The organism is Streptomyces sp. NPDC041796 (assembly GCF_055590785.1).
This window is the reverse complement of the sequence record NZ_JBVJAH010000008.1, coordinates 211,149-234,453: the sequence shown is the minus strand read 5'-3', so window position 1 is coordinate 234,453 and position 23,305 is coordinate 211,149. Positions and strand designations below refer to the sequence as shown.

20 protein-coding genes are annotated in these 23,305 nt (G+C 71.4%); 8 read left to right on the top strand and 12 right to left on the bottom strand.

The annotated features are described in order from the left end of the window. The first annotated feature begins 377 nt into the window (after positions 1-377). Entirely contained in the window at positions 378-791 is a 414-nt protein-coding gene (locus ACZ6C1_RS18645; protein WP_469242179.1) for a VOC family protein, read from the top strand. 268 nt (positions 792-1,059) lie between these two features. Here the strand turns inward: ACZ6C1_RS18645 and ACZ6C1_RS18640 are convergent, their stop codons facing one another. Further along, positions 1,060-1,389, bottom strand: a complete 330-nt coding sequence (locus ACZ6C1_RS18640; RefSeq protein WP_469242178.1) for a deoxyxylulose-5-phosphate synthase — start codon at positions 1,387-1,389, stop codon at positions 1,060-1,062. A gap of 374 nt (positions 1,390-1,763) precedes the next feature. Between ACZ6C1_RS18640 and ACZ6C1_RS18635 the strand changes: the two genes are divergently transcribed. The 4 genes from ACZ6C1_RS18635 (at position 1,764) to ACZ6C1_RS18620 (ending at position 4,619) form a co-directional block, all read left to right on the top strand. Continuing rightward, positions 1,764-2,270 carry a flavodoxin domain-containing protein gene (locus ACZ6C1_RS18635; protein WP_469242177.1) on the top strand — a complete coding sequence of 169 codons (507 nt, stop codon included), beginning with the start codon at positions 1,764-1,766 and terminating at the stop codon, positions 2,268-2,270. A 5-nt stretch (positions 2,271-2,275) separates the two neighbouring features. Beyond that, positions 2,276-2,863 carry an Rv1733c family protein gene (locus ACZ6C1_RS18630; RefSeq protein ID WP_469242176.1) on the top strand — a complete coding sequence of 196 codons (588 nt, stop codon included), beginning with the start codon at positions 2,276-2,278 and terminating at the stop codon, positions 2,861-2,863. A gap of 338 nt (positions 2,864-3,201) precedes the next feature. Beyond that, entirely contained in the window at positions 3,202-3,645 is a 444-nt protein-coding gene (locus ACZ6C1_RS18625; protein WP_469242175.1) for a universal stress protein, read from the top strand. Next, positions 3,642-4,619 carry an Acg family FMN-binding oxidoreductase gene (locus ACZ6C1_RS18620; protein WP_469242174.1) on the top strand — a complete coding sequence of 326 codons (978 nt, stop codon included), beginning with the start codon at positions 3,642-3,644 and terminating at the stop codon, positions 4,617-4,619. Before ACZ6C1_RS18625 ends, ACZ6C1_RS18620 begins: the two co-directional genes overlap by 4 nt. A 24-nt stretch (positions 4,620-4,643) precedes the next feature. Here the strand turns inward: ACZ6C1_RS18620 and ACZ6C1_RS18615 are convergent, their stop codons facing one another. The 9 genes from ACZ6C1_RS18615 to ACZ6C1_RS18575 form a co-directional block, all read right to left on the bottom strand. Further along, positions 4,644-5,333: a helix-turn-helix domain-containing protein gene (locus ACZ6C1_RS18615; protein WP_469242173.1), complete on the bottom strand. Its 690-nt coding sequence runs from the start codon at positions 5,331-5,333 to the stop codon at positions 4,644-4,646. Positions 5,334-5,508: 175 nt separating this feature from the next. Then, positions 5,509-8,232, bottom strand: coding sequence for a pyruvate, phosphate dikinase (ppdK, locus tag ACZ6C1_RS18610; RefSeq protein ID WP_469242172.1), 2,724 nt, complete (start codon positions 8,230-8,232; stop codon positions 5,509-5,511). Positions 8,233-8,283: 51 nt separating this feature from the next. Beyond that, positions 8,284-9,153: a universal stress protein gene (locus ACZ6C1_RS18605; protein ID WP_469242171.1), complete on the bottom strand. Its 870-nt coding sequence runs from the start codon at positions 9,151-9,153 to the stop codon at positions 8,284-8,286. A gap of 417 nt (positions 9,154-9,570) precedes the next feature. After that, entirely contained in the window at positions 9,571-10,446 is an 876-nt protein-coding gene (locus tag ACZ6C1_RS18600; RefSeq protein ID WP_469242170.1) for a universal stress protein, read from the bottom strand. 202 nt (positions 10,447-10,648) lie between these two features. Further along, positions 10,649-12,304 (bottom strand): FAD-dependent monooxygenase, encoded by a 1,656-nt coding sequence (locus tag ACZ6C1_RS18595; protein WP_469242169.1) that lies wholly within the window; start codon positions 12,302-12,304, stop codon positions 10,649-10,651. Next, positions 12,301-12,867 carry a hypothetical protein gene (locus ACZ6C1_RS18590; protein ID WP_469242168.1) on the bottom strand — a complete coding sequence of 189 codons (567 nt, stop codon included), beginning with the start codon at positions 12,865-12,867 and terminating at the stop codon, positions 12,301-12,303. The genes ACZ6C1_RS18595 and ACZ6C1_RS18590 overlap by 4 nt, the downstream gene beginning before the upstream one ends. A 29-nt stretch (positions 12,868-12,896) precedes the next feature. Beyond that, positions 12,897-13,796, bottom strand: a complete 900-nt coding sequence (locus tag ACZ6C1_RS18585) for a universal stress protein (RefSeq protein ID WP_469242167.1) — start codon at positions 13,794-13,796, stop codon at positions 12,897-12,899. A gap of 338 nt (positions 13,797-14,134) precedes the next feature. Then, positions 14,135-15,205 (bottom strand): zinc-dependent alcohol dehydrogenase family protein, encoded by a 1,071-nt coding sequence (locus ACZ6C1_RS18580; protein ID WP_469242166.1) that lies wholly within the window; start codon positions 15,203-15,205, stop codon positions 14,135-14,137. 838 nt (positions 15,206-16,043) lie between these two features. Next, positions 16,044-16,772, bottom strand: a complete 729-nt coding sequence (locus ACZ6C1_RS18575; protein WP_469242165.1) for a response regulator — start codon at positions 16,770-16,772, stop codon at positions 16,044-16,046. A gap of 288 nt (positions 16,773-17,060) precedes the next feature. Here ACZ6C1_RS18575 and ACZ6C1_RS18570 point away from each other — a divergent pair, with 288 nt between their 5' ends. Then, a complete protein-coding gene (locus ACZ6C1_RS18570; protein ID WP_469242164.1) occupies positions 17,061-17,573 on the top strand; it encodes a pyridoxamine 5'-phosphate oxidase family protein in 513 nt (170 codons plus the stop codon). Here ACZ6C1_RS18570 and ACZ6C1_RS18565 read toward each other — a convergent pair whose 3' ends face one another. Continuing rightward, on the bottom strand, positions 17,574-19,292 hold the full coding sequence (locus tag ACZ6C1_RS18565) for a sensor histidine kinase (RefSeq protein WP_469242318.1): 1,719 nt from the start codon (positions 19,290-19,292) through the stop codon (positions 17,574-17,576). Positions 19,293-19,566: 274 nt separating this feature from the next. Here ACZ6C1_RS18565 and ACZ6C1_RS18560 point away from each other — a divergent pair, with 274 nt between their 5' ends. Continuing rightward, entirely contained in the window at positions 19,567-20,373 is an 807-nt protein-coding gene (locus tag ACZ6C1_RS18560; RefSeq protein ID WP_469242163.1) for a hypothetical protein, read from the top strand. 348 nt (positions 20,374-20,721) lie between these two features. Next, positions 20,722-21,783 carry a PucR family transcriptional regulator gene (locus ACZ6C1_RS18555; protein ID WP_469242162.1) on the top strand — a complete coding sequence of 354 codons (1,062 nt, stop codon included), beginning with the start codon at positions 20,722-20,724 and terminating at the stop codon, positions 21,781-21,783. A 22-nt stretch (positions 21,784-21,805) separates the two neighbouring features. On the opposite strand, the gene ACZ6C1_RS18550 is transcribed toward ACZ6C1_RS18555, so the two are convergent. Next, the gene (locus tag ACZ6C1_RS18550) at positions 21,806-23,245 is read right to left on the bottom strand and encodes a flotillin family protein (protein ID WP_469242161.1); all 1,440 of its coding nucleotides are present in this window, start codon (positions 23,243-23,245) and stop codon (positions 21,806-21,808) included. Positions 23,246-23,305 lie beyond the last annotated feature (60 nt).

Genomic DNA, 23,305 nt, shown 5'->3' with positions numbered 1-23,305 from the left:
CGCTCGCCGACGTCAGGACGGCAAGGCAATTGGGCCGGGCACCGGAGGGCGGTCGCCATGCGAGCCGCACACGACGCGGTTGGCCGCCTGGTCGGACCTCCTCCGGGATGACGTGCCGGATACCTCGTCTGCGCGGGCGGGTAAACCCGCGTGCGGCGGTTGCTGCAGGTCTTATCGGCACTGACGCCTCCGGGCGGGTACGGGGACCGTCGGCACCGATGCGCGGGGCACGAATCTTCTCCATGACCGGCTCGAACTCGTTGCAGTCCGCCCGCTGCCCCGGCCGTAACGACCCGGGACAGCGGGCGGCACCGGCCGTCGGCGGCCAGGGCCTGCCTCAAGGTCCGGCCCATTCGATCTTGTGGCAAGATCACGGGATGCTTCGACTAACCGACTTCATCATCGATTGCCCGGACACGATGAAGCTGGCAGCCTTCTACTCCGCGGTGACAGGTCTCCCGGTCAAGAAGGGCAGCAACGAGAACTGGGCCGGTATCCAGTTCGGCGAGATCGAACTGGCCTTCATCCAGGTGGATGACTATCGCGCTCCGCAGTGGCCCGACAGCGAGCACCCCAAGCAGTTCCACCTCGACTTCGAAGTCGACGACATCGAGGCCGAACAGCACCGCGTCCTGGCCCTCGGCGCGACCCTGCAGCGGGACTGCATCGGCCCCGACGGCTACGGCTTCCGCGTCTACACCGACCTCATTGGCCACCCCTTCTGCCTCTGCCGCAACAAGGGCGTCATCTGGACCGATCAGGGCCCCATCTGGCCCGAGCGCGACCAGTAGGCCGCGTCTCTGTTGCTCGTGCCGGTCGAACCGGCACGAGCAACAGGCAGGTGGGTGCCGCCAACCGCAAACGTCGGCGCTTTCGACCGGGACGCCCGGCTTACTCGCGGTCCGCTACAAGGCGACCGTTCTCGTCGCAACCCCCAACGAGCGGCCGTGACCAGCACATTCCCACGGCGTCCGGCCGTGGTCGGGGTGGGCCGCCGACACCCATATGTCGAAGCCAGCGGGTTCACGGTGGGCGTGGGGCACCAGTCCTGAGCCGGGGTTACGGCAACTCGCGGCGCACCAACGCACGCGCGAACGGTTCACCGGTCCTTCGCGCGTATGTCATCCGCTCGCGCACCTCGCTGAGTGTGCGCGGACGGTAGCCAGGGCCGCCACAGCAACTCTTGTGGAAGCGGACACCGGCATGCAAGAGCACCGACAGGGTCCGCCAGGCAGCAGTGTCGCGCCGCCGCGGCGTTGCGAAGGCGGAACCCACATGGATCAACGGCTCGGCACAACGCGGGCAGAGCCGGTCGTGGCCACCGAGGTAAGGCTGCTTGTAGGAGGCCCGACAGGGCAGGCAGACGTAGGAGGTCTTCGCGTGGGCCATGCCGGCCAGAGTACGGCCCGTCCGGGATGAATTCGAGCAGGTTTTCGTGACGTTCAGCCCACCCGAGGACCACGATGCCGGCCACGAAGCTCGGGACTGCGTGGCCCGGAGCAGGACGGCGAGCGGGTGCGTCGGCGGGGCAGAGACAGGGGCCGACCGGCCCCGTCCACTCCGGGGAGAGGACCGGATGTCCGCAGTCCGCGGCGCGGGCCCGCCGCAGGAGATGGAGGAGGGCCGTTCGGCCCCGAGCTCTGCCTGAGAGGCCCTTCAATCGGGACCGCACCCCGGCGCACCCTCGGAAGTGGAACCACTCGCACACCGGGCGGAACGCGTTCAGCACACCGCCCGGCGCTCGGAGAAGGGCGGTGGAGACAGTGCCCAGGAAGGTACTGGTCACCTATGGGACCAAGAACGGTTCGACCGCCGAGATCGCCGACTTCATCGCCTCCGTCCTGCGGGACGAGGGGCTGGAGGCGGAGGCCCGGCCGCCGTCGGAGGTGACCGACGTCGCGCCCTACGACGCGGTCGTGATCGGTGGCGCCCTCTACATGGGCCGCTGGCACCGGGACGCCAGGCACTTCACCCGGCAGCACCGCCGGGCGCTGCGGGAACGGCCGGTCTGGCTCTTCAGCAGCGGCCCGCTCGACCCTTCCGCCTCGGAGCGCGGGATCCCACCCGTCCCGGGCGCCCGGCGGGCACAGCGTCGCATCGACGCGCGTGATCACGTCACCTTCGGCGGGCGGCTCCAGGCCGGAGCAAAGGGCCGCATGGCCAAGGCGATCCTCGACGAGGACCGTGGCGGTGATTTCCGCGACCTGCCCCGCATCGCGGAGTGGGCCGCCGGCGTGGCCACCGGGATCAGGGCCCCGGAAGGGGTATGAACCCCATGCCCGCGCCGGTCTGGACACGCGGATGGCGCGAGCATCCCCTGCGCCGGCGCGTGGACGTTCTCGAAGCGCGGCTGCTCCTGCTCATCGGCGGCGCGGTCCTGGTCGGCGCACCGGCGGTCGGCGCGACTGCCGGCTGGTACGCCTACGACCACGACCGGGCCGCCGCGGCCGTGCAGGAGGCATCACGACGCCCTGTGCGGGCGGAAGTGCTGGAGGACGCGCCCGCGTCCTCCCTCCGGACCGGGGAAACCGGGCGCCTGGCACAAGTGCCCGTACGGGTCCGCTGGACCACCACCGACGGGCACTACGCCACCGGGGCCGTCTCGGTGCCGGCGGGAACCGGCCGCGGAGCTCGCACGGAGATCTGGCTGGACCGGGAAGGCCGGGTGGTGACCGCCCCGCTGAACGGCCGCGACGTCTGGGTGGGCGCACTGACCGCCGGTCTGTTGGGCGGCGCGCTGGCCGCGGGTGCCGGTGCGTTCGCCGCGACGGCTGTACGCGTCACCTGCGGTCGACGCCGCGCGGAGGGCTGGGCGAGCGAATGGGGCCGGGTGGAGCCGGAATGGAGGCGCCGTCTTGCCTGAGGTGTGGCTAGAGACAAGCGAACGCCGCGTCGGTGCAGGCCGGCCGGCCTGAGCCGAGGAGGCTTGCGACGACCGCGTCACCCCACACCGTGACCGGCGTCATGACCGTACACCGTGACCCCGTCATGACCGTGATGAACCCGTGCTCACTGCGTGAGCCGACGCCCCTCCCCGGCGCAGGCCCGGGCAGCCGGCGGTCGGCGGTCGGCCCGGGCAACCGGCGCCAGGGCCTTTCGGCCCAACACGTGCCCGATCGGCCCCTGCCCGTCCGCTGTCTGACAGGCGAGGCTGGACGTGTGACCGAGAGGTACGGCCCTCCAGCCCCGGAGGAGGCTCCCATGAGCGGCAACGTCACCGTCGGCGTCGACGGTTCGGCGGAGACCTCACAGCCGGCGTCCCGACGACTCCGCACCCGCCGTGTCCTGCACGTATGGGGTCTGCCCGCCACGTACAGCCTGACGGAGGACGCCGCCCCGGAAGCCGGGCTCGAATTCCGGACGGTGGTGAACAAAGCCCTCGAAGAAGCACTCGCCCCTTGGCAGCAGGAATTCCCGGCGGTCCCAGTGGTGGCACAGGCCGTTACCGGCGTCGCCGGACCCCGATTGGTGTACGCATCCGCCGGCGCCGACCTGCTGATCGTCGGCCGTCACGAGCGAAGAGCCCCCTTGGGACCACGCCTGGGTCATGTGGTGCACGCGGTGATCCATCACGCCGCCGCTCCCGTTGTCGTGGTACCGCAGACCGCCATCCATGACCGCATCTCTCGGAGGTGGCTTCGATGACCACTCGTACACCCGACACGATGTCCATGACCTCCTGGGTCACCGACGCCACCCTGGCGCCGTCCATGCACAACGCCCAGCCCTGGCTGTTCCACTACAGCCGGGCCGATGGTGTGCTGTCGCTGCGCATGGACTCCGCGCGCACGATGCCGCACACCGACCCCACCACCCGCGGGCTGCACATCGGCTGCGGTGCCGCGCTGTTCAACCTGCGGGTCGCCGCGGCGCACGTGGGGTGGGAAGCGCGGATCCGGCCGATGGCGGAGGGTGCGGACCCCGAACTGCTGGCCGTGACGACCTTCGTACAGTCCGGCGAGCGCAACGACATCGCCGACCTGTATCCGGCGATCCGCAGGCGGCACACGAGCAGGGAACCGTTCAGTGACGAGTCGGTCCCGGAAACCCTGCTCGACGGACTGCGCGGTGCCGCACGGGCCGAGGGGGCACGTCTCGACCTGCCGGGTGACTGGCAGATCGAGACCGTGCTCGAGCTCGTGTGGGACGCCGAACACGCGGAGGAACTCTCCCCGGGCGTGCGTGAGGAGATCGCCCGCTGGACCACCGGCACGGAGAGCGCGAGGCCCGAGGGCATCCCGTCCTACGCACTGGGCCCCCGGCGCTACGACGGACGGGCGCCCGTCCGTGACTTCACCGGTGGCCGCCAGGTCGAAGGCCGTCGGTCCGCGGTGTTCGAGCAGTCGCCCTGTCTGGCGGTCCTCGGCACGCGGGAGGACGAGAGGGAGGACTGGTTGCGCGCCGGCCAGGCGATGGAGCGGGTTCTGCTGCAGGCGACGCTGGACGGGCTGTCCACGTCCCTCAACTCCCAGGCCCTCGAATGGCCGGAGCTGCGTTGGGCCGTACGTGATCCGGCGTCGGGGACGAGCTACCCACAGATGCTGATCCGACTCGGTTACGGCCCCGAAGCCCCCGCGACCCCTCGCAGGCCCGTCTCCGAGGTCCTGGTCGTCACCTGACGATCCGCGTCCACGGGGTGTACCTCACTGGTCCCCTACGACGATCCGGCGCCCGGTCACCCGACCGGGCGTCACCGTGATCCACAAGTCCCTCACACCGCCCGCCCAGGGCGTGCTGCGGCTGTGCGTCTCCAGTCTTTCCACGGCTGCGGATTCGGTGACCGTACGTGCCTCACCCACGACGAGGACGCTCCATCCCCGGCTGAACGCGTCGTCGATGCGGTCCACCTCGAAGGCGACCTCGTGTCCGGCGGCGCGGGCCGGCGCGGCGTCCGGGGACGTCCGGTAGGCCACCTCACGACCGAGCACCAGGTAGTTGACCGGAAGGATGGCCGGTCCTGCCTCGGTGGTCACGCCGACACGGCCCACGCCGTTGCTTCCGAGCAACTGCCGGCACTCCGCTTCGCCGAGCTCGACAAGTTCCGGACGGTAGGCGGCCTGACCGATGCCCGGCGGGAGGTCCACGTTGCCACCGGTCAGCTCGTCGACGCTCGTTTCGAGGGCGTCGGCCAGCCGGAGCAGGAAGCCGATGCCGTGCGTGGCCGGATGCGTCTCCAGGTACTGGATGTACTCGGGTGCCGCACCGGTGCGCCGGGCGAGGTCCTCGTACGACATGCCGAGCTGCTCGCGGCGCGTCGCCACTCGCCTGCCGAGATCACCGCCCCTGGCACGCGGTCCGGACGGCGCCGCACCGGTCTGCGGTCGGTCGGACATGACGGCTCACACTCCTGTCTCGGCTGCCCCGGGCCGGCTGGGCGCACGGGACACAGCGGTGCCGGGGGTCACCTCGGTTCCGGATGTGCCCGCGCGATCTCCACGCTAGGCAGTGACGGAGGTGGTCGCACCAGGAGGCCAGGAAGCCAGGAGGCCAGGAGGCCGGGAGGCCGGTTCATGTGCCGGCCGGGGCCGCGGTCGCCGCGGTGGCTTGCAGGGCCGCGCGTCCGGCTTCGAGCCGCGCGATGGGCACCCGGAAGGGGGAGCACGAGACGTAGTCCAGGCCGGCCCCGTGGAAGAAGTGGACGGAGTCCGGGTCTCCGCCGTGTTCCCCGCATACGCCGATCTTCAGCCCGGGCCGGGTCGCCCGGCCTTCGGCGACGGCGATCTCGACCAGACGTCCCACGCCTTCGCGGTCGATGGTCTCGAACGGGGAGGTCTGGAAGATGCCCTTGTCGAGGTAGGCGGAGAAGAACGCGGCCTCGACGTCGTCACGGGAGAAACCCCACGTCGTCTGGGTGAGGTCGTTCGTGCCGAACGAGAAGAACTCCGCGTCCTCGGCGATCCGGCCCGCCGTGAGAGCGGCGCGCGGCAGTTCGATCATGGTCCCGACCGGGCAGTCCAGAGGGATGCCGCTGCCGCCGGAGACCCGCTCCAGTACGCGGGCGACTTCCTCCCGTACCAGCCGGAGCTCCTCCACCGCGTCGACCAGCGGCACCATGATCTCGGCGCGCGGATCGCCGCCGGCCCGTTTGCGGGCCACGACGGCCTCCGCGACGGCGCGCACCTGCATGGCCACGAGCCCGGGAACGACCAGCCCCAGCCGTACGCCACGCAGCCCCAGCATCGGGTTCTCCTCGTGCATACGGGTGACCGCCGCCAGCAGTTCGGTCTCTCGGGGGTCCGGCTGTCGCCCCTGGGCGTCGTGCCGGGCGACGCGTACGGACAGCTCGGTCAGGTCGGGCAGGAACTCGTGCAGGGGCGGATCGAGCAGCCGGATGGTCACCGGCAGGCCGTCCATCGCTTCGAGGATGCCGATGAAGTCCTCGCGTTGCAGGGGCAGGAGGGCGTTGAGCGCCGCTTCCCTCCCGGCGTCGTCAAGCGCCAGGATCATCGCCTCGACCAGGGGGCGGCGGTCGCCGAGGAACATGTGCTCGGTGCGGCACAGACCGATCCCCTGAGCCCCGAACCGCCGGGCGCGGGCGGCGTCCTCCGGTGTGTCGGCGTTGGCCCGCACCTCCAGGCGCCGGACCTCGTCCGCCTGCCCCATCAGCCGGTGCACATCGCGTACGACCTGCGGGGCCGGCTCCCTGGGCGGCTGCCCGCCGTCTTCGAAGTACCGCATCACCGGAGAGTCCACGAGGGGCGCGGCGCCCAGGAACACCAGGCCCTCGGACCCGTCCACGGAGATGACAGTGCCTTCCCGCACGGTGGCCGAGGAAGTCGAGAAGAGCCGTCCGTCCGGGTCGACGGTGAGGTCCTCGGCCCCGCACACGCAGACCTTGCCCATGCCCCGGGCGACGACGGCCGCGTGGCTCGTCTTCCCGCCGCGGCTGGTGAGCACGGCCTCGGCGGCGATCATGCCGGGCAGGTCGTCCGGGGTCGTCTCCTGGCGTACGAGGACGACCTTCTCCCCGCCGGCGGACCGGCGGACCGCTTCGGCCGAGTCGAACACCACGGCCCCGACGGCCGCGCCCGGCGAGGCGGGAATGCCCCGGGCCAGCACCTCGCGCGTACCGGAGGTGTCGAAGCGGGGGAACATCAGCCGGGCCAGCCCTTGACCGTCGACCCGGGCCAGCGCCTCCTCCTCGGAGATGAGCCCCTCGTCGGCCAACTGCCCCGCGATGGCGAACGCGGCCTGCGAAGTGCGTTTGCCGACCCGGGTCTGCAGCATCCACAGCGTGCCGCGCTCGATGGTGAACTCGATGTCGCACAGGTCCCTGTAGTGCTCTTCCAGCCGCCGCATGCAGTCGCGCAGCCGGGCGAAGGAGGCCGGGTCGAGGCTCTCCAATTGCTGGAGGGGCACGGTGTTACGGATGCCGGCGACGACGTCCTCGCCCTGGGCGTTTTGCAGGTAGTCGCCGTAGACGCCGGGGCGGCCGGTCGCCGGATCGCGGGTGAAGGCGACACCGCTGCCCGAGTCGGGGCCGAAGTTGCCGAACACCATGGTCTGGATGGTGACGGCGGTGCCCAGGTCGTCGGGGATGTGCTCGCGGCGCCGGTAGATCCGGGCCCGCTCGCCGTTCCACGAGGTGAACACGGCGAGGACGGCACGCCGTAGCTGCTCGGCGGGGTCCTGCGGGAACTCCTCGCCGGTGTCCTCCAGGATCACGTCCTGGTACGTCTCGACCAGCCGGATCAGGTCGCAGGTGTCGAGCCGCGTGTCGTCGGTGACATGGTGCTGCTTCTTGATCCCGGCGAGGACCTTCTCGAAACGCGCGCTGTCGACTCCCATGACCGTACTGCCGAACATCTGCACGAGGCGGCGGTAGGAGTCCCAGGCGAACCGTTCCCGCTCGGGGGTCTTGCCCAGGCCGAGGACGGACAGGTCGTTCAGGCCGATGTCGAGGATGGTCTCCATCATGCCCGGCATGGAGAACCGGGCTCCGGAGCGGACCGAGAGCAACAGCGGGTCGTCCACCTGACCGAGCCGCCGGCCCGCCGCGCGTTCCAGGGCGGCGAGGTGCTCGCCGACCTGGCGCTCGAGCTGCGGGGGCGGCTCACCGGTCTCCAGGAAGACCCGGCACGCCGCTGTGGTGACAGTGAAGCCCGGCGGTACGGGCAGGCCCATCCTGGCCATCTCCGCGAGATTCGCGCCCTTGCCCCCCAGCAGGCCGGCCATCTCCCGGCCGCCCTCGGCGAAGTCGTACACGTACTTCGGATCCATGACGCCACCCATCCGTTGATGCGGGCCGGGTCCCCCCGATGCCCCGGTCGATACGACCGGTCGTCAGTCGTGCGGGACGACTGCCACAGGAGCCGCCGTGTGATGCAGTACGGAATGGATCACAGGCCCGATGTGTGCCCCGAGCCGGGAGCGCCGGTGCCTGAGGCCGACCACCACGAGGCGGGCCTCCCCCGCGGCCTCGACGAGGTCCTGCGCCGCCCGCCCCTGGCGGCACTGACTGCTGACGGCGACCGCGGGGTACTTCTCGATCCACGGCGCCAGCGCCGCTTCGAGTTCCTTCTGCCGTTCGGCCGCCACCTGGTCGATGAGCATCGGCAGGACGCCGGCCGTGTCGGGCCCGTACACCGGCGGCAGGATCCAGCTGTGCACGACCCGCACGGCGCAGCCGTAGCGGTCGGCGCAACCGAATGCGAAACCCAGTGCTTCCTCACTGGCTCGGGGCAGATCCAGCCCCAGGACGACGTCGGCCCCGGTGCGCGTATGCTCCGTGGGTTCCGCCCGCGGCGCCCGGACCAGAACGACCGGGTGCCGGACACGCGCCAGGACGCCCATGGAGACCGACCCGGCGATGAATCCCGCCATGCCGCCGAGGCCACGCGAGCCGAGGACCAGCAGGTCCGCCTTGTCACCTGCGGCGGTCAGCGCCTCGACCGGATCTCCGGCGGATTGTGACGTCTCCATCCGTACGGCCGGGTGCCCTCGGCGGACGTGCTCCGCCGCCGTGTGAAGCAGGCGCTCGGCCCGGCGGCGTTTCGTCTCGGGGTCCGTCGGCGTGACGACGTCGGCGTCGTTGCTCCACACGTGGACGAGCCGCAGAAGCCGGTCACGGCTGACGGCTTCGCCGGCGGCCCAGTCCGCAGCAGTCCGGCTCGTTCGCGAACCGTCGATACCGACGGTGACAGGGCGGGACATGATGTGCTCCTCCCGGTGAGGACGAGGCCTTCTCCTCCCACACTGGTCCACTGCGGCAGCACGCGAGAGGGGCCGGAGGGCCCTGGCCGGGCCCATTGGACTCGCGGTGGACGACGGTCGCCGCCGTTCGACCCCGGCGAGCCCGGGCGCTGACCGGGCTCGACCCGGCGTCAGCCGGCGTCTGCGCCCAGCACACCGCGTGCCAGGGGCCGTCGTATGACCCACCGGCGAGGAGAAGGGAGTTCCTGGTGTGCGGGGATCGGCTGTTCACCGCACGCTCCCTTCGGGAGTGTGCACCTGTGGAGCGCCGGATGGGTGAGTTCTTCACCTTCAGTGTGCGCATGGTGTACGCGGCGCACCAGGGCCGAGCGGCCCGCCGTACGGCCCGGAGTGAGCGTCCGGGCCGTCGGCCGCGTGTCACGAGTGCCGGGGCACCACTGCGACGGGGCAGGACGCGTGGTGGAGCACCGTGTGCGCGACCCTGCCCAGTTGCATGCCGAGCTGGCTGTGCCGGCGGCGGGCGCCGACGACCAGCAGGTCGGCCGCCGCGGACCGGGCGAGCAGGACTTTGCGCGCGGGGCCTTCGACGGTGGCTCGCTGCACCCGGACACCCGGGTGGTCGCTCAGGGCCGCCTCCAGAGCCTCGTCGAGCTGGTTCGACGCCTCGTCCTTGTAGGAGTGGGCGGGGTCACCGGTCAGCAGCGGATGGTCCGTGGTTTCGTGAGCCGGGCGGCGCCAGGCGCGCACGACGTCCAGGGTGCAGCCCCTCAGCTCGGCCTCGCGGAAGGCGAACCGGACAGCGGCGGAATCGATGTCGGAGTCCCCCACGCCGAGGATGATCCGCTCGTGCGTGCCCGCCAGTCCCGCCTTGTCCCCCCGCACCACGATCACCGGGCAGTGCGCCCGGGCGGCCACGGCCAGGCTCACCGAGCCGAGCAGGAGGCCGGCGATGTCGCCGCGGCCCCGTGAGCCGGTGACGAGGGCGAAGGCATGCCGGCTTTCCCTCAGCAGCGCTTCCACGGTGTCCTCCGGGAGGACATCGGTGACGACCTTGAGGTCGGGGGTACGTCGCATGACGCGCTCCGCCGCCGTTCCCACGATGTTCTCGGCGACGACCTGTTCGTCGGGACGGCCGAGACCGGTCGCCAGGGCGGCGCCCTCGTAACGGTGCCACTTGGACGCGTACACCAGGCGTAGGGGCAGCCCCTGGCGGAGTGCCTCGTCGGCCGCCCAGTCGGCCGCCTGGAAGCTGGGGGCCGAACCGTCCACGCCGATAACCAAGGGCGACTCCATTGTCCCCACCGCCTTTCTCGCAGGGTCGTTCGGGCTCGTTCTCAGGATCACGCGCGTAGGCCGCCCTGTGCAGGGCCGGTCGGCCACCAAGCACAGCCGTACTGGCCCGGATTCGTGCACAAGAGCACCCTCGGGGGCGTCGTCCTCGACCGTCGTGGTCCCGAGCACGTGCGGTCGGCGTACCGGGACATGGCCCGGCGCTTCAGTGGCCGGATGACCGGTCCGGCGGTGAAGCCGCCGCGCCGGTCAGAGCCAGCCAGCCGTTCAGCCCGGCCGCGTCCGCGGCCCCGCACGTGAAGCCGACATGGCCGTCCGGGCGGACGGCCATCAGTCCGTGTCCGGGGCTGTTGCCCAAGCGGAGGACATGGACGTGCGGTCCGGACATCGCGTCCGCCGGCGGGTCGGCGTCGCGCTGCAGGAGCAGGTGCACACCCGGACGGGCCAGTAGGTGGTGCAGCCGCCGGGGAGTCCCCCCGACGGTGACGGTCGCGTCCGGAAGGCGGTCCCCCGGGCGGGGAGCGCCCCGGAGTCGTGGTGTTCCCTCCACCGACAGGGGGCTGCGCCGGTAGTCGGCCCGAAGCTGGGAGATGACACGGATGCCCTCGGCGACCAGCCGTCGTCGGTCCAGGAGGACCGGCACAACGGGCGCGCCGTACGGGGCCGCGACCGCGCGCAGCCACGACGGGACGCGTCCGGTCGACGCCTCCGCCCAGAACGCCGCGTGTGTCAGGAGCAGGCGCCGCTGGGCAGCCGGTCTGCGTTCTCTGTCGTAGGAGTCGAGCAGTACGTCGGTACCGGGCGGGCCTGCCGGTTCGCCTTCGGCGGCGCCGATCGCGAAGGCGAGCTTCCAGCCCAGGTTCACCGCGTCCTGGATGCCGGCGTTCATACCCTGGCCGGTGGCTGGTGAGTAGGTGTGAGCCGCGTCCCCCAGCAGGAAGAGCCGCCCCCGGCGGAACCTCCGGGCCAGGCGGTACTGCAGCGGCACCCGGGCGGACCACACGAGCCGCTCGATACGTGCGTCCGTGCCGGCATCGCTCAGGAGTTGTTGCACTTCGGCGCGAGGGACCGCTGGGCCCGGCCGGCCGAAGGCTGTCCTGGAAACGGGACCGGGACCGGGACCGGGACCGGGACCGGGACCGGGACCGGGACCGGGACCGGGACCGGGACCGGAAGGCCGCGTGGCCAGCAGCCGCCAGGCCGCCTGCTCTCCCAGGGGAAAGAGCAGCAGGAGTCCTTGGCGCCCCACGAAGGCTTCGGCTCCGTTGCGTCCGGGGGCCCGGCTGAGGTCGACGTCGGCGAGGACCGCCTCCACCGCGTAGGGCCTGCCGTACCACCCGACGCCGGCGCAGGCCCGCACGGTACTGGCCGGGCCGTCGCAACCCGCGACGAAGGGACACCGGATCACCTCCGTGCCCGTCCCGGAGCGCAGTACGGCGTCCGCGCCGTACCCGCCGTCACGCACGGCGACCAGTTCGGTGCCCCGCTCCACCTCCACCCCACGGTCGGCGAGGGCGGCCGCCAGCACCCTCTCGACGTCCGTCTGCCGGATCAGTGACAGGTGCGGAAAGGCCGTGTCCGGCAGCGCGAGGTCCGCCAGTCCGGCCCTCACGACGTGCGGCCCGAGATGGAGACGAACCGTCGGGGCGGTGTCCGCCCGACCCAGCAGGGCGTCCGTGACACCGAGCGGGCGCAGGGCCTCCAGGGTGCGCGGGTGCAGGATGAGTGCGCGGGAGGGCCGGAACGCCGTGGGGCGCCGCTCGACGACACGGACGTGAGCGCCGTGGTCGTGGGCCTGCAGCGCACACGTGAGGCCGGTCGGGCCGGCTCCGACGACAAGGACGTCCGCGGGTCCCGTCACGTCGTGTCCTGAACGCGCCACCACGCCTCGGTGCCGTCCGGCCCCAGGCCCTCCACCCGCCCGGGATCGGCGAGGAACTCGTCACGGCGCAGCCCGGGCAGTACGGCGTAACGGATCGATCCCGGCACACTGACCAGCGCCAGCACCCGCCACAGGCATCGCGCGTAGTGCTCGGCGCGTTCCGGGCTGTCCCACTCGTAGACACCGCGGTAGCGGTCACGCTCGTCGTGGGCCAGCCACAGCTTGGAGGCGAAACCCGGAAAGCCGACGAACAGCGGGGTGTTCAGCAGACTTTCCCGGCGGAAGAGGGCGTGGCCGGGCCCGGTGACCAGGCGCAGTCGGAAGACGACCACCAGCGTGCACGGATTCTTCGCCAGGCCACTGCCGAGGCGGGTCTCCCTGTACACCGGGGCCGAAGTGCCGTCGGCGAAGTGGAGCCGCATGTCCAGCCGTTCCTTCGGCAAGTGGACTCGGCATCGCGTGACCAGCGCAGAAGAGGCGAGGAAGCAGTCGGCGACACCGAGCCATGCCTCTCCATGACCAAGGGGTCTTTGTTCACCCATGGTGGCCTCCTCCCGAAGGTCTGGAAGGTCTAGGGGGAATGCGGCACCACGGCCAGCGGGCAGGCCGCGTGATGGATCATCGCGTGCGTCACGGGTCCCAGGCGCGTGCCGGCGTCGGCGCGGTGACCGACGACGAGGAGACTCGCGTCCTCGGCGGCCAGCCGCAGGCAAGGGGCGGCACGCTCCTCGTCCAGCCGCTCCGTGACCGGCACCTCCGGGTACTTCTCGCGCCACGGGTGCAGCGCGGCGGCGAGGGACAGCCTTGCCGCGTTGCGCATGGTGTCGGCCTCCGCCGGCGTCACCGGGCCGCCCGTCCGGCCGTGGGGGCGGAGAGCGGGCGCTTTCCACGCGTACACCGCCGTCAGCGACGTCGCCCTCGCCTTCGCCGCCTCGAAGGCGAACGACAACAGTTCCTCACCGGGATGTTCCACGTCGAGGCCGACGACGACCCGCCGGAACGGCGCGCCTGGGGACACCGCGCCGGGGGAGGCATGGGCATGTTCGTCCTGTGCCCGCTCGCCGGCGCGGACGAGAACGACAGGGCCTCGCGCCCGAGCCGTGACGTCCAATGCCACGGAACCCACCATGAAGCCCTCCAGGCTGCTGAACCCATGGGATCCGAGGGCCAGCAAGCTGGACGACTCCGCCGCCGCCAGAAGGGCCGGGACCGGTGCCTCCGCGATGCGGCGGGGGACGAGACGCAGGCCGGGGTGATCCGCCAGAAGCCTCCTGCCGATGAAGTCCAGTGCCCGGTCCTCACGCTCGGCCGGCACGTCGATCTCCGGCAGGTGCGTACGCGGTGTCGGCTCGTAGCCGGCCTGGAGCAGGGTCAGTGGCAATCCCCGGAGCACCGCCCCACGAGCGGCCCACGCGGCGGCGGCATTGCTCTCGGCGGAGCCGTCCATGCCTACGGTGATCGTCTTGCGCATGATGCGCCTCCCGGTGGCGTCGCGGCTGTACGGCAGGTTCCGGCGACCATGTCGGCGTGGCAGGGGGCAGCCGCTGCGAGGCGAAAGGAGCCCATCCGCTTCTCGCGGATCCTGATTGCGCGGTGCGCGGTTCACGAGCGCTCCCCCGCGCCTGTGTCGGGCTCCTTCCGTCCCTCACAGGTAATCACCGTCACCACCCGGCCACTAGGGCCTACCGGCCCCTTCTCGTACGCGGTCGGCGCGGCCGGCGACCCGGGACGTGCGACCGCGCGCCGGGCTCATGGGCGGTGCTCCGCCGCAGGCACCGCTGGGTGCCCCGTCCGCGTACCGCCACCGCGTCAGGCGGCCACACTGACCTCGTCATGCCGGGGGCCGCCCAGCACCACCTTGAGCGCTCCGGTGTGCGCCGCGCCGGCGAAGACCTCGTACGCCTCCTCCATCTGCCCCAGCTCGAACCGGTGGGTCACCATCGCCGACGCGGCGGGAAGCCGCCCGGCGGCCATCATGCGCAGCAGCAGCGGAGTGGAGTGGGTGTCGACGAGCCCCGTGGTGATCGTGACGTCCTTGATCCACAGGTCTTCGAGGTGGAGCGCCGCAGGCTTGCCGTGGACGCCGACGTTGGCGACGTGCCCTCCCGGCCGGACCATCCGGGTGCACTGCTCGAACGCCTCGGGCACCCCGACGGCCTCGACCACCACGTCGGCACCCAGGCCGTCGGTGAGGTCCATGACCAACTGCTCCGGGCCTTCGGCGGCGCTGACGGTGGCGTCCGCGCCCATGGAGCGCGCCGCTTCCAGCCGGGAATCCGCGAGATCCACCGCGATGATCCGCCCGGGGGTGTACAGCTGGGCGGTCGCGACGGTGGCGAGCCCGATGGGCCCCGCCCCGACGACGACGACCGTGTCCCCCGGCCGCACGCGCCCATTGAGCACGCCGACTTCGTAGCCCGTGGGGAAGATGTCCGCCAGCAGAACCGCGTCCTCGCTGGTCACCGCGCTCGGCAGGGGATGCACCGAGAGGTCGGCGAAGGGCACGCGGACGTATTCGGCCTGGGTGCCGTCGATGAGGTGCCCGAGCACCCAGCCGCCACCACCACGGCACTGGCCGTAGCGGTTCTCCCGGCAGAACCCGCAGCGGCCGCAGGCGGCGATGCAGGAGATCAGGACACGGTCGCCCGGACGGACCGTCCGTACGTCGCCGCCGACCTCCACGACCTCGCCCACCGCCTCGTGGCCGAGGACCGTTCCGGGGGTCACCTCGGGCACGTCGCCCTTGATGATGTGCAGGTCGGTGCCGCAGATGGTGACGGCCTCGACGCGGATCACCGCGTCGGCCGCGTCCCCGATGCCGGGGTCGGGAACGTCCTGCCAGGACGTCTGTCCGGGGCCTTGGAACACCAGTGCCTTCATGACGTCGTCCTTCTTTCCTGTTCGCGGGTTCACCGTGGGGAACCAGGGTCACGCCGCCGCCTCCCCGGGGGCGCTTGGCCGGTCGGCCTGAGGGGACGTACGAGCCGGTCCGCACCGGATCGACGGTTCCACCGTGAAGGTGAGGGCGGCGAGCCGGAGGTGGTGCGATCATGGAGAAGCTCTTTCAGGCCGTCGCCGGGAGCCGGTTCCACACGGGAAGTGATCACACGCGGGTCCTTCTCCACCGTGGTCCTTCCAGGGTCTCGCCGACCTGCGACGGCGCAACCGGCGCCCGATTCCCCGTGTCGCCTCGGACGTCCGTGCGGCCGTCGTCACGCACGCGCATCGTCGTCACGCACGCGCATCTGGACCATTGCGGGTACCCGCCCCGGCCGGTCCACCACGGTTGCGCGGCCCGATCGGTGTGAGCCCCCACGCTGCGCGTGAGCCCCCACGCTGCGCGGCTCGCGGAGGTCGTCCTGCGTGACAGCGGTGTGGCGCGATCGGCCGGCGGACGCAAGGCCCGCAGCGGGGCCGGTGGGCCCTGTCTCGTCATACGCGCGACGGCATGTGAGCCGCCCTCGGGAAGAGTGAAGCCCCGACGCGAGGGGGGGCGCGCGGCGGGGCGTACTCGACGTGTGCCCGCGGCGAGGCCACGTACACCCACGTCTTTCAGTACGGCGCCGAGGGAGAGACCCTCGGCCACACGGAGCTCCCGATGGCCTCGGCAGCCGCGCGTGCACGGTTGCTCGTAGTCGGTCGTCGCGTGTTGCCGGCCCCCGCCCGAGGAGAGGCGGAGGCCGGGACCTGTCGCGGTCGGCGCGAGGGAGACTTCGGCTCAGCTCCGCCGCCGGCTGTCCCGGGTCGCGGTGGAGCCGCTGTGGCCTCCTTGGTCGGACAGTGCTTGGGTGGCGATGACCGCGGCCTGCACCCGGCGTTCCACGCCCAGCTTGGCCAGGAGCCGGGAAATGTTGTTCTTGACCGTCTTTTCGGCGAGGTAGAGCTTCTCGCCGATCTCACGGTTGGTGAGTCCCTCGCCGACCAGGGCGAGAATCTGCCGCTCCCGATCCGTCAGCCCGGGCAGGCCCTGCGGTTGCTCTTCCTTGGGAGAGTCGCCCCTCAGCCGGGCCATCACCCGTGCCGTGGCACCGGGGTCCAGCATGGACTGGCCGGACGCGACCGTGCGCACGGCGTTGACCAGGTCGGTACCGCTGATCTGCTTGAGGACATAACCGGACGCGCCGGCCATGATCGCGTCGAGCAGCGCTTCTTCGTCGTCGAAGGAGGTCAGCATCAGGCAGGCGAGGTCCGGCATGCGTGAGCGCAGCTCCCGGCACACGCTCACACCGTCCCCGTCCGGCAGTCGCACGTCCAAGACGGCCACCTGCGGGCGCAGTGCCGGAACACGAACGAGCGCCTGCACCGCTGTGCCCGCTTCGCCGATCACGGTCAGGTCCGGTTCGGCGTCCAGGAGGTCGTGCACGCCGCGGCGCACCACCTCGTGGTCGTCGAGAAGGAATACCGTGACCGGTGCCTCCTCGGTGGACCGGCCGCTGCTGTCCGTCATCGCCTGCTCCGTATTCGCTGAGCCCGCCCGCGCGGGCGGACCTATATGCATCGTGCGCGTACGCGGGTCGAACGGCCAGGGCCGGATGGCCCTGATGCGCGGCCAGGGGTGCCGCTCCTTCCCGCTCTCGGCAGGCCGCTCGTTCTCATGCCTGTGTTCGGCGGCTGAGGAAACCGGCCCTCCTGAATGGCCCGTTGGACCCTGCCGAGGGGGCGGCGACCACGGGAGGCTGGCTGTCGGGCACCCCCGGTGACCCGAGACGGTGAGTGGGAGAAGAAGGTGGGCACGATGAACGACGTAGCCACGCATCGATCGGTGGGCAGCCACCGTGAGGCGGTGGCACCCCGGCGCATGACAGGACTCGACCGCGACGAAGCTCTGCGGTTGCTGGGCACCGTCTCGCTGGGGCGCATCGTCTTCACCCAGCAGGCCCTGCCCGCCGTGCGGCCGGTCAACCACCTCATGGACGGTGAGGACATCGTCGTCCAATTGCACGACGGCGCGACGCTCGCCTCCGTCGTGGCCCCGGCCGACGCGATGGGGGTCGTGGTGGCCTACGAGGCGGACGTCATCGACCCGGTGACGCATCTCGGCTGGAGCGTCGTCGTCACCGGGTACGCCCGGCTGGTCACCGATGAACGCGACCTCGCCCGTTATGCGGCAGCCCTCCGCCCCTGGGTGCAGCACGAGGCGATGAACGCGGCGCTGCGCATCCGGCCGGATCTGGTCACGGGCTCCCGGCTCACTGCGGAGCCGGCGCGTCCCGCATCGGGTGCGGAAAGCACCGTCGACGATTCATGATCATTCCGGCTGGGCGACCGGCGCCCGCCAGAGGAGTCTGGCGCCGCCTTCGGCCGGCGCCTGGATGTCGAAGGCGCCGCCCACACTCCTGGCCCGCTCCTCCAGGTTGCTCAGGCCGCTGCGTCTGCCGTCGGCCGGGATGCCCCTGCCGTTGTCCGTGACGGTGAGGACGACCTCGTCCGCCGTGGCCCGCAGGGACACCTCGACGCGAGTCGCGTGCGCGTGGCGGGCCGCGTTGCTCAGCGCTTCGCCCAGGGCCGCCATGACATGGTCGGCCACCCGCGGCGGGACATCGGTGTCGAGCAGGCCCTCCATGCTCAGGCGGGGCGGGAAGCCGAGCGTGGTGCCGGCCTCGCCGACGGCGCGCGCCGCACGAGCGCGCAGGCTCGGGCCCGTGTCCTCTTCTCGGGCCCGCAATCCGAAGATCGTGGAGCGGATGATCTTGATGGTCTCGTCGAGGTCCCCGACAGCGCGCGAGACGCGTTCGGCGGCGCCCTCGTGCTGGACGAGCCGTGCGGCGCTCTGCAGGGTCATCCCGGTCGCGAACAGGCGCTGAATGGCGAGGTCGTGCAGGTCCCGGGCGATGCGGTCGCGGTCCTCCAGCAGCGCGAGCTGCTCGGCGTCGTTGCGCCGCTCCGCGAGTTCCAGGGCGAGCGCGGCCTGACCGGCGAACGCCCGCAGCGGTTCGAGCTCCCCCTCGGTGAACACCGGCTCGCCCACGGGACGTGCCAGCAGCAGAACACCCCGGACGTCCTTGGCCTCGGTGCCCAGCGGAACGGCCACGGCCGGGCCGAGGCCGTCGAAGCGACGGGGCCCGGCCGTGTAACGGTCGTCCTCTGCCAGCCCTGTCGTGGTCACCGGCGTGCCCGCCTGGTAGGCGGCCCCGGACAGCGTGCCCTGGACGGGCACCACCAGGCCCCGCCGAGTGTCGTCGTCGGCGCCGATCGCGAGTTCCACGACGAGGTCGTCCGTACCGGGGACGGGCACGGACACGTCGGCGAGCGCTGCCCCCGTGATCTCCTGGGCACGGCGGGCGATCAGCTCCAGGACCGCCAGTCGCGGGCTGCCCGAGAGGAGGCTGTTGGTGATCTCGGCGTTCGCCTGGAGCCAGCGCTGCTGGCGCTGAGAGGCTTCGTAGAGCCGGGCGTTGTCGATCGCCACACCTGCGGCCACCGACAGCGTGGAGATCACCGACTCGTCCTCGGCGTCGAAGTCCACACCGCCGTGCTTGTCGGTCAGGTAGAGGTTGCCGAAGACCTCGTCGCGTACGCGGATGGGGACGCCGAGGAACGTCCGCATCGGCGGATGGTGCGCCGGGAAGCCGTACGACGCCTCGTGCGCACCCAGGTCGGTCAGCCGCAGCGGTTCGGGGTTGCGGATCAGCTCCCCCAGGATGCCGTGCCCGGCCGGCAGCGGCCCGATCTTCGCGATCTCCTCCTCGGTCAGCCCGACGGTGAGGAACTGCGACAGCGTCCGGCCGCCCGGCCCGATCACCCCCAGAGCGGCGTACTGCGCGTCGACGAGCAGCGCGGCGGCCTCCACGATGCGCCGCAGCACCTGCGACAGGTCCAGCTCCCTGCCCACCGAGACGACCGCCTCCAGCAGGCTGTGCACCCGGTCCCGGGTACCCCTGGCCGCATTGATGCGCGCCTGGAGCTCCTCCAGCAGCTCGTCGAGCCGCATCTGAGGCATCCGCGACAGCGGCTCCTCCACGCTCACCGCGTCCTCCTCCACCGTCACCCGCTCGATGCGACCAGCGTATCGGCCGCCCACCGCCGGCCCGGCTGTTGTTCAACCAGAGGGTGCGGTAGCGCCCGCACGGAAACGGGCCGGAATACGGGACCACCCACTCGTGCGGAGGGACCCCGGTCAGGTGGCCCTGCACCCACTGGTTGCCGCGCAGCTCGTCGGAGCGTAGACCCCGCCCGTCGGCAGGAAGCATTGGAGGGCCTGATGAGCCGCATTGTCAGTGCGGTGCGCTTCACTGTCCGCCATGGAGCTCACGCAAGCGGCCGTCAACGACCTTCTGGCCCGACTCGGCCCGGAGGACAGCCACATGTACCTGCCGGGCGATCTTGACCCGCGGGACCTGACCGACCTGCTCTCGGGCAGGTACGGCGCCCCGCGCACCCTCGTCCTCGACGGCTTCACCGATCCGACGGTCGACGATTCCAGGGGCGCGGCTCTCCTCGTCCCCTTCGAGGACCGCGCCGTGACGCTACGGGCGTGGGCGTACGGGGATCAGTGGGTCGGCGCGGGTACGGCGCGGGACGCCGAGGGGACCGAGCGGTCGGTGCTGGTGATCGCACACCGAGAGGTGCCCGAACCCTTGGGTGTCGCTCCGGAGGAGGACGAGGACGAGGACGAGGACATCGACTGGATGGAGCGGCTCAGATTGATCACCGGCTGGACCCGGTCCGACCAGCGGCCGGACATTGACTGGGCGGATATGGAGTCCCGCCTGGGCACCGCGCTGCCGAGCGACTACAAGCGCATGGTCGAGACGTTCGGCAAGGGCGCCTTCGACGGATTCCTGGACCTGAACCAGGAGCCGTGGACGGACCTCAGGGAGGACGGCCTGCTCATCTGGGCAGGTACGGAGCACGAGAACCTGTATTGCTGGAGGGCCGACGGCGGCGACCCCGACCGCTGGCCCGTCGTGGTCCGGTCCTTCGACGGTGAGGACGTCCCCTTCGACTGCCAGGCCGCCGAGTTCGTCTGCCGCGTCCTCATCGACCCGCACCACCCGTTCACGATGGCCCGCTTTTTCGACACTCACTGGTTCATGAACTACGGGTAGAGCCACCGACCTTACGCCGGTGGCACGGTTGTCGTTGGCTGCCTCGCGCTCTCCGTACCGGTGCCCTCCTTGCCATTTTCGCGGCAGTCGTCACGGTCGTCGTCCTCCGTCATGACCTCCTCCCGCTTCCCGGGCGCCACGTGCTGATTTCCGGTCCCCGGCATCCGCTTGAGCGCCTGGCCCGGCAGATGCACTGATGGAGGCACAACACGTTTGCTCGCACTGCTGCGGCCTGGCAATCTTGAGGACGTTTTGATGCCGGCAACCGCATTTCGGTGCCCGGGTGCGACCTTGGCATCCACACGTCAGGGAGCCGGTATCGATGCGACAAGAACAGGGGAACCAGCCATGGTGGAACGCGGCTCAGCCGAGGAGTACATGGACGGGTACGCCCACATCCTCGCCGACGCCTGCGCCACCGGCAGACGTCTGAACCGCGACGAGGTGGCAGCGCTCCGGTCACAAGGGGAGCGGGCCGCCGAGGCCGGCGTCGGCCTGCGCCTCTTGGTGCGCGCCCACCTCTCCGCCGCCCAGGACGTACGGGGCGGCTTGCGCGGAGCGGCCGCCGACCACCTGCTCGCAGCGGTGGAGCAGGCCGTCGACGCCTTCGCGGAAGGCCACGAGCGGGCCCAGCGGCTCGCGATCCGCCAAGAGGAGGCGACCCGCCGCGAGTTCATCGACGACCTGCTCCACGGCCGGAGCGACCTCGGCCGTCTCGCCGAACGAGCCGAGCGGTTCGGGCTGTTGCTGTCACACGCCCACGCGGTCGCGGTGGCGCAGGGAACGGAGCCGTACGACGACGGCTACGCGGCCACCCGCAGCATCGAGGCGCTCCTCGGGGCCCGTTTCGGGGACCGCCGGATCCTGCTGACCACCAAGAACGGCCGCCTCATCTGCGTCGCGCCCGGCGACCAGGCCGACGTACTGGCGTTGTTCGCCAAGCAGGCGTACGCCGCGACCGACGGCGGCCGTGTCGCCATCGGGCGCCCCCACCCTGGCGTCGGCGGAGTCGTCCACTCCTATGAAGAGGCGCTCAACGCCCTTGACCTGGCCGAGCGCATGGACCTGGAGGAGCCGGTGCTGCACGCTGCCGACCTCCTCGTATTCCCGGTCCTCACCCGCGACCGTCAGGCCATGGCCGACCTCGTGCGCAGTGTGCTCGGCCCGTTGCGGCAGGCCCGTGGCGGCGCGCAGCCGCTCCTCGACACCCTCACCGCGTACTTCGACACCGGGTGCGTGGGCGCCGAGGCCGCCCGGCGCCTCTCCCTGAGCGCCCGGGCCATGACGTACCGGCTGGAGCGGATTCGCCGGCTGACCGGCGCCGACCCCGGCGATCCCGTCCACCGCTACACGCTCCAGACCGCTGTCATCGGCGCCCGCCTGCTGGACTGGCCGAACCAGGAGCTCTGAGGGCAGCCAGCGGGCTTCTTACTCAGTCGCCGATTTCGATCTTTCCGTTGTGCGGTGCGGTCGCTCCTGTCTCATGGGCCGCCGTGACCCCGGCGGTCCGGGTGGTGACGCCCTTGAGCAGTTCCGCAAGGTCTACGCCCGTGGCGGAGCCGAGCAGCTCCATCCCCTGGGCGACGTTGTCGGTGACCGTGCGCGTCAGCTTGCTCGCGCCGTCGGTGGAGATGACCGTCATCTTGTCGATCGCAGCCAGTGGTTCGGCTGCCTTGCCGACGACCTGCGGCAGGACCTCGACCAGCATCTGGAGCACCGCCGCGTCACCGTACTGGGCGAAGGCGTCGGCCTTCTTGCGCATGGCCTCGGCCTCCGCCGACCCTCGGGCGGCGATCGCGGCGGCCTGTGCCTCGCCCTCGATGCGTACGGCGTCGGCGAGCGCGGCCCGGTGGGCCTTCTCGCCCTCACCGGTCAGCCGGGCACGCTGCGCTTCCGCCTCGGCCTCCTTGACCTGAGCGACACGACGCGCCTCGGCCTCCTGCTCGGCCTGGTAGCGGGCCGCGTCGGCCGGCTTGCGGACCCTGGTGTCGAGCTCCCGGTCGGTCAGCGCGGCCTGCCGCTCGGCGACCTTCTCCTGTTGGCTGAGGATCTCCTGCTGCCGGTCGGCCTCGGCCAGGGGGCCGGCGGCGGCGGCCTTGGCAGCAGCCTCGTCCGTCTCGGCCTTGATCTCGGCCTGCTTGAGCGCGAACGTCCGCTGGGCGATCGCGATCTCCTCCTCGGCCTTCAGCCGGGCCTGCTCCGACGCCCGGCGGGCGACCGCCTCGGCGATGTCCGCCTCCTGCTTCGCGCGGGCCGCTTCCGGGCGACCGAGGTCCTCCAGGTAGGAGCCCTCGGTCGTGATGTCCTGGATCTGGAAGGCGTCCAGGACCAAGCCCTGGCCGGAGAGGCTGGCCTCGGCCTCTTCGGCGACCTGTCCGGCGAACGCGGCCCGGTCCCGGATGATGTCCTCGACGGACATCCGGCCGACGATGGACCGCAGTGCACCGGACAGCACCTCCTGCGTGAAGCCGACGATGCCGTCCTGTTGCATCAGGAACCGCTGGGCGGCCGCCCGGATCGAGTCCTCCCCACCACCGACCTTGACGATGGCGACACCTTCGAGGTTGGCCTTCACGCCGCGCAGAGTGACCGCGCCGCGGACGGCGACGGGTATGTGACGGGAGGAGAGGTCGAGAGTGAACTTCTGCTGGACGAAGGGCACGACGAAGACCCCGCCGCCGACCACGACCTTCTGGCCGCTGTTGTCGGTGAAGACGCGTCCCGTCTCGGGGTCGGTGGACTTCTTCCCCCGGCGTCCCGTGATGATGAAAGCCTCGCTCGGACCTGCGACCTTGTACCGCGTGATCACGACGAGGGCGAGCAGTACGAGGAGTACGACGACTCCCACCACTGCGACGACGACCGGACTCATGGCGTATCCCTCCTGCCTTCCCGAGGAGGGCAGATCGATGGGCGTGGTCTATGGGGAAGG

Coding starts and splice junctions, on each gene's coding strand:
- ACZ6C1_RS18555 (WP_469242162.1), top strand. CDS start 20,722: ATGGTGGAACGCGGCTCAGCCGAGGAGTACATGGACGGGTACGCCCAC.
- ACZ6C1_RS18560 (WP_469242163.1), top strand. CDS start 19,567: ATGGAGCTCACGCAAGCGGCCGTCAACGACCTTCTGGCCCGACTCGGC.
- ACZ6C1_RS18630 (WP_469242176.1), top strand. CDS start 2,276: ATGCCCGCGCCGGTCTGGACACGCGGATGGCGCGAGCATCCCCTGCGC.
- ACZ6C1_RS18640 (WP_469242178.1), bottom strand. CDS start 1,389: ATGGCCCACGCGAAGACCTCCTACGTCTGCCTGCCCTGTCGGGCCTCC.
- ACZ6C1_RS18605 (WP_469242171.1), bottom strand. CDS start 9,153: ATGTCCCGCCCTGTCACCGTCGGTATCGACGGTTCGCGAACGAGCCGG.
- ACZ6C1_RS18615 (WP_469242173.1), bottom strand. CDS start 5,333: ATGTCCGACCGACCGCAGACCGGTGCGGCGCCGTCCGGACCGCGTGCC.
- ACZ6C1_RS18575 (WP_469242165.1), bottom strand. CDS start 16,772: ATGACGGACAGCAGCGGCCGGTCCACCGAGGAGGCACCGGTCACGGTA.
- ppdK (WP_469242172.1), bottom strand. CDS start 8,232: ATGGGTGGCGTCATGGATCCGAAGTACGTGTACGACTTCGCCGAGGGC.
- ACZ6C1_RS18625 (WP_469242175.1), top strand. CDS start 3,202: ATGAGCGGCAACGTCACCGTCGGCGTCGACGGTTCGGCGGAGACCTCA.
- ACZ6C1_RS18620 (WP_469242174.1), top strand. CDS start 3,642: ATGACCACTCGTACACCCGACACGATGTCCATGACCTCCTGGGTCACC.
- ACZ6C1_RS18645 (WP_469242179.1), top strand. CDS start 378: ATGCTTCGACTAACCGACTTCATCATCGATTGCCCGGACACGATGAAG.
- ACZ6C1_RS18570 (WP_469242164.1), top strand. CDS start 17,061: ATGAACGACGTAGCCACGCATCGATCGGTGGGCAGCCACCGTGAGGCG.
- ACZ6C1_RS18590 (WP_469242168.1), bottom strand. CDS start 12,867: ATGGGTGAACAAAGACCCCTTGGTCATGGAGAGGCATGGCTCGGTGTC.
- ACZ6C1_RS18585 (WP_469242167.1), bottom strand. CDS start 13,796: ATGCGCAAGACGATCACCGTAGGCATGGACGGCTCCGCCGAGAGCAAT.
- ACZ6C1_RS18600 (WP_469242170.1), bottom strand. CDS start 10,446: ATGGAGTCGCCCTTGGTTATCGGCGTGGACGGTTCGGCCCCCAGCTTC.
- ACZ6C1_RS18580 (WP_469242166.1), bottom strand. CDS start 15,205: ATGAAGGCACTGGTGTTCCAAGGCCCCGGACAGACGTCCTGGCAGGAC.
- ACZ6C1_RS18550 (WP_469242161.1), bottom strand. CDS start 23,245: ATGAGTCCGGTCGTCGTCGCAGTGGTGGGAGTCGTCGTACTCCTCGTA.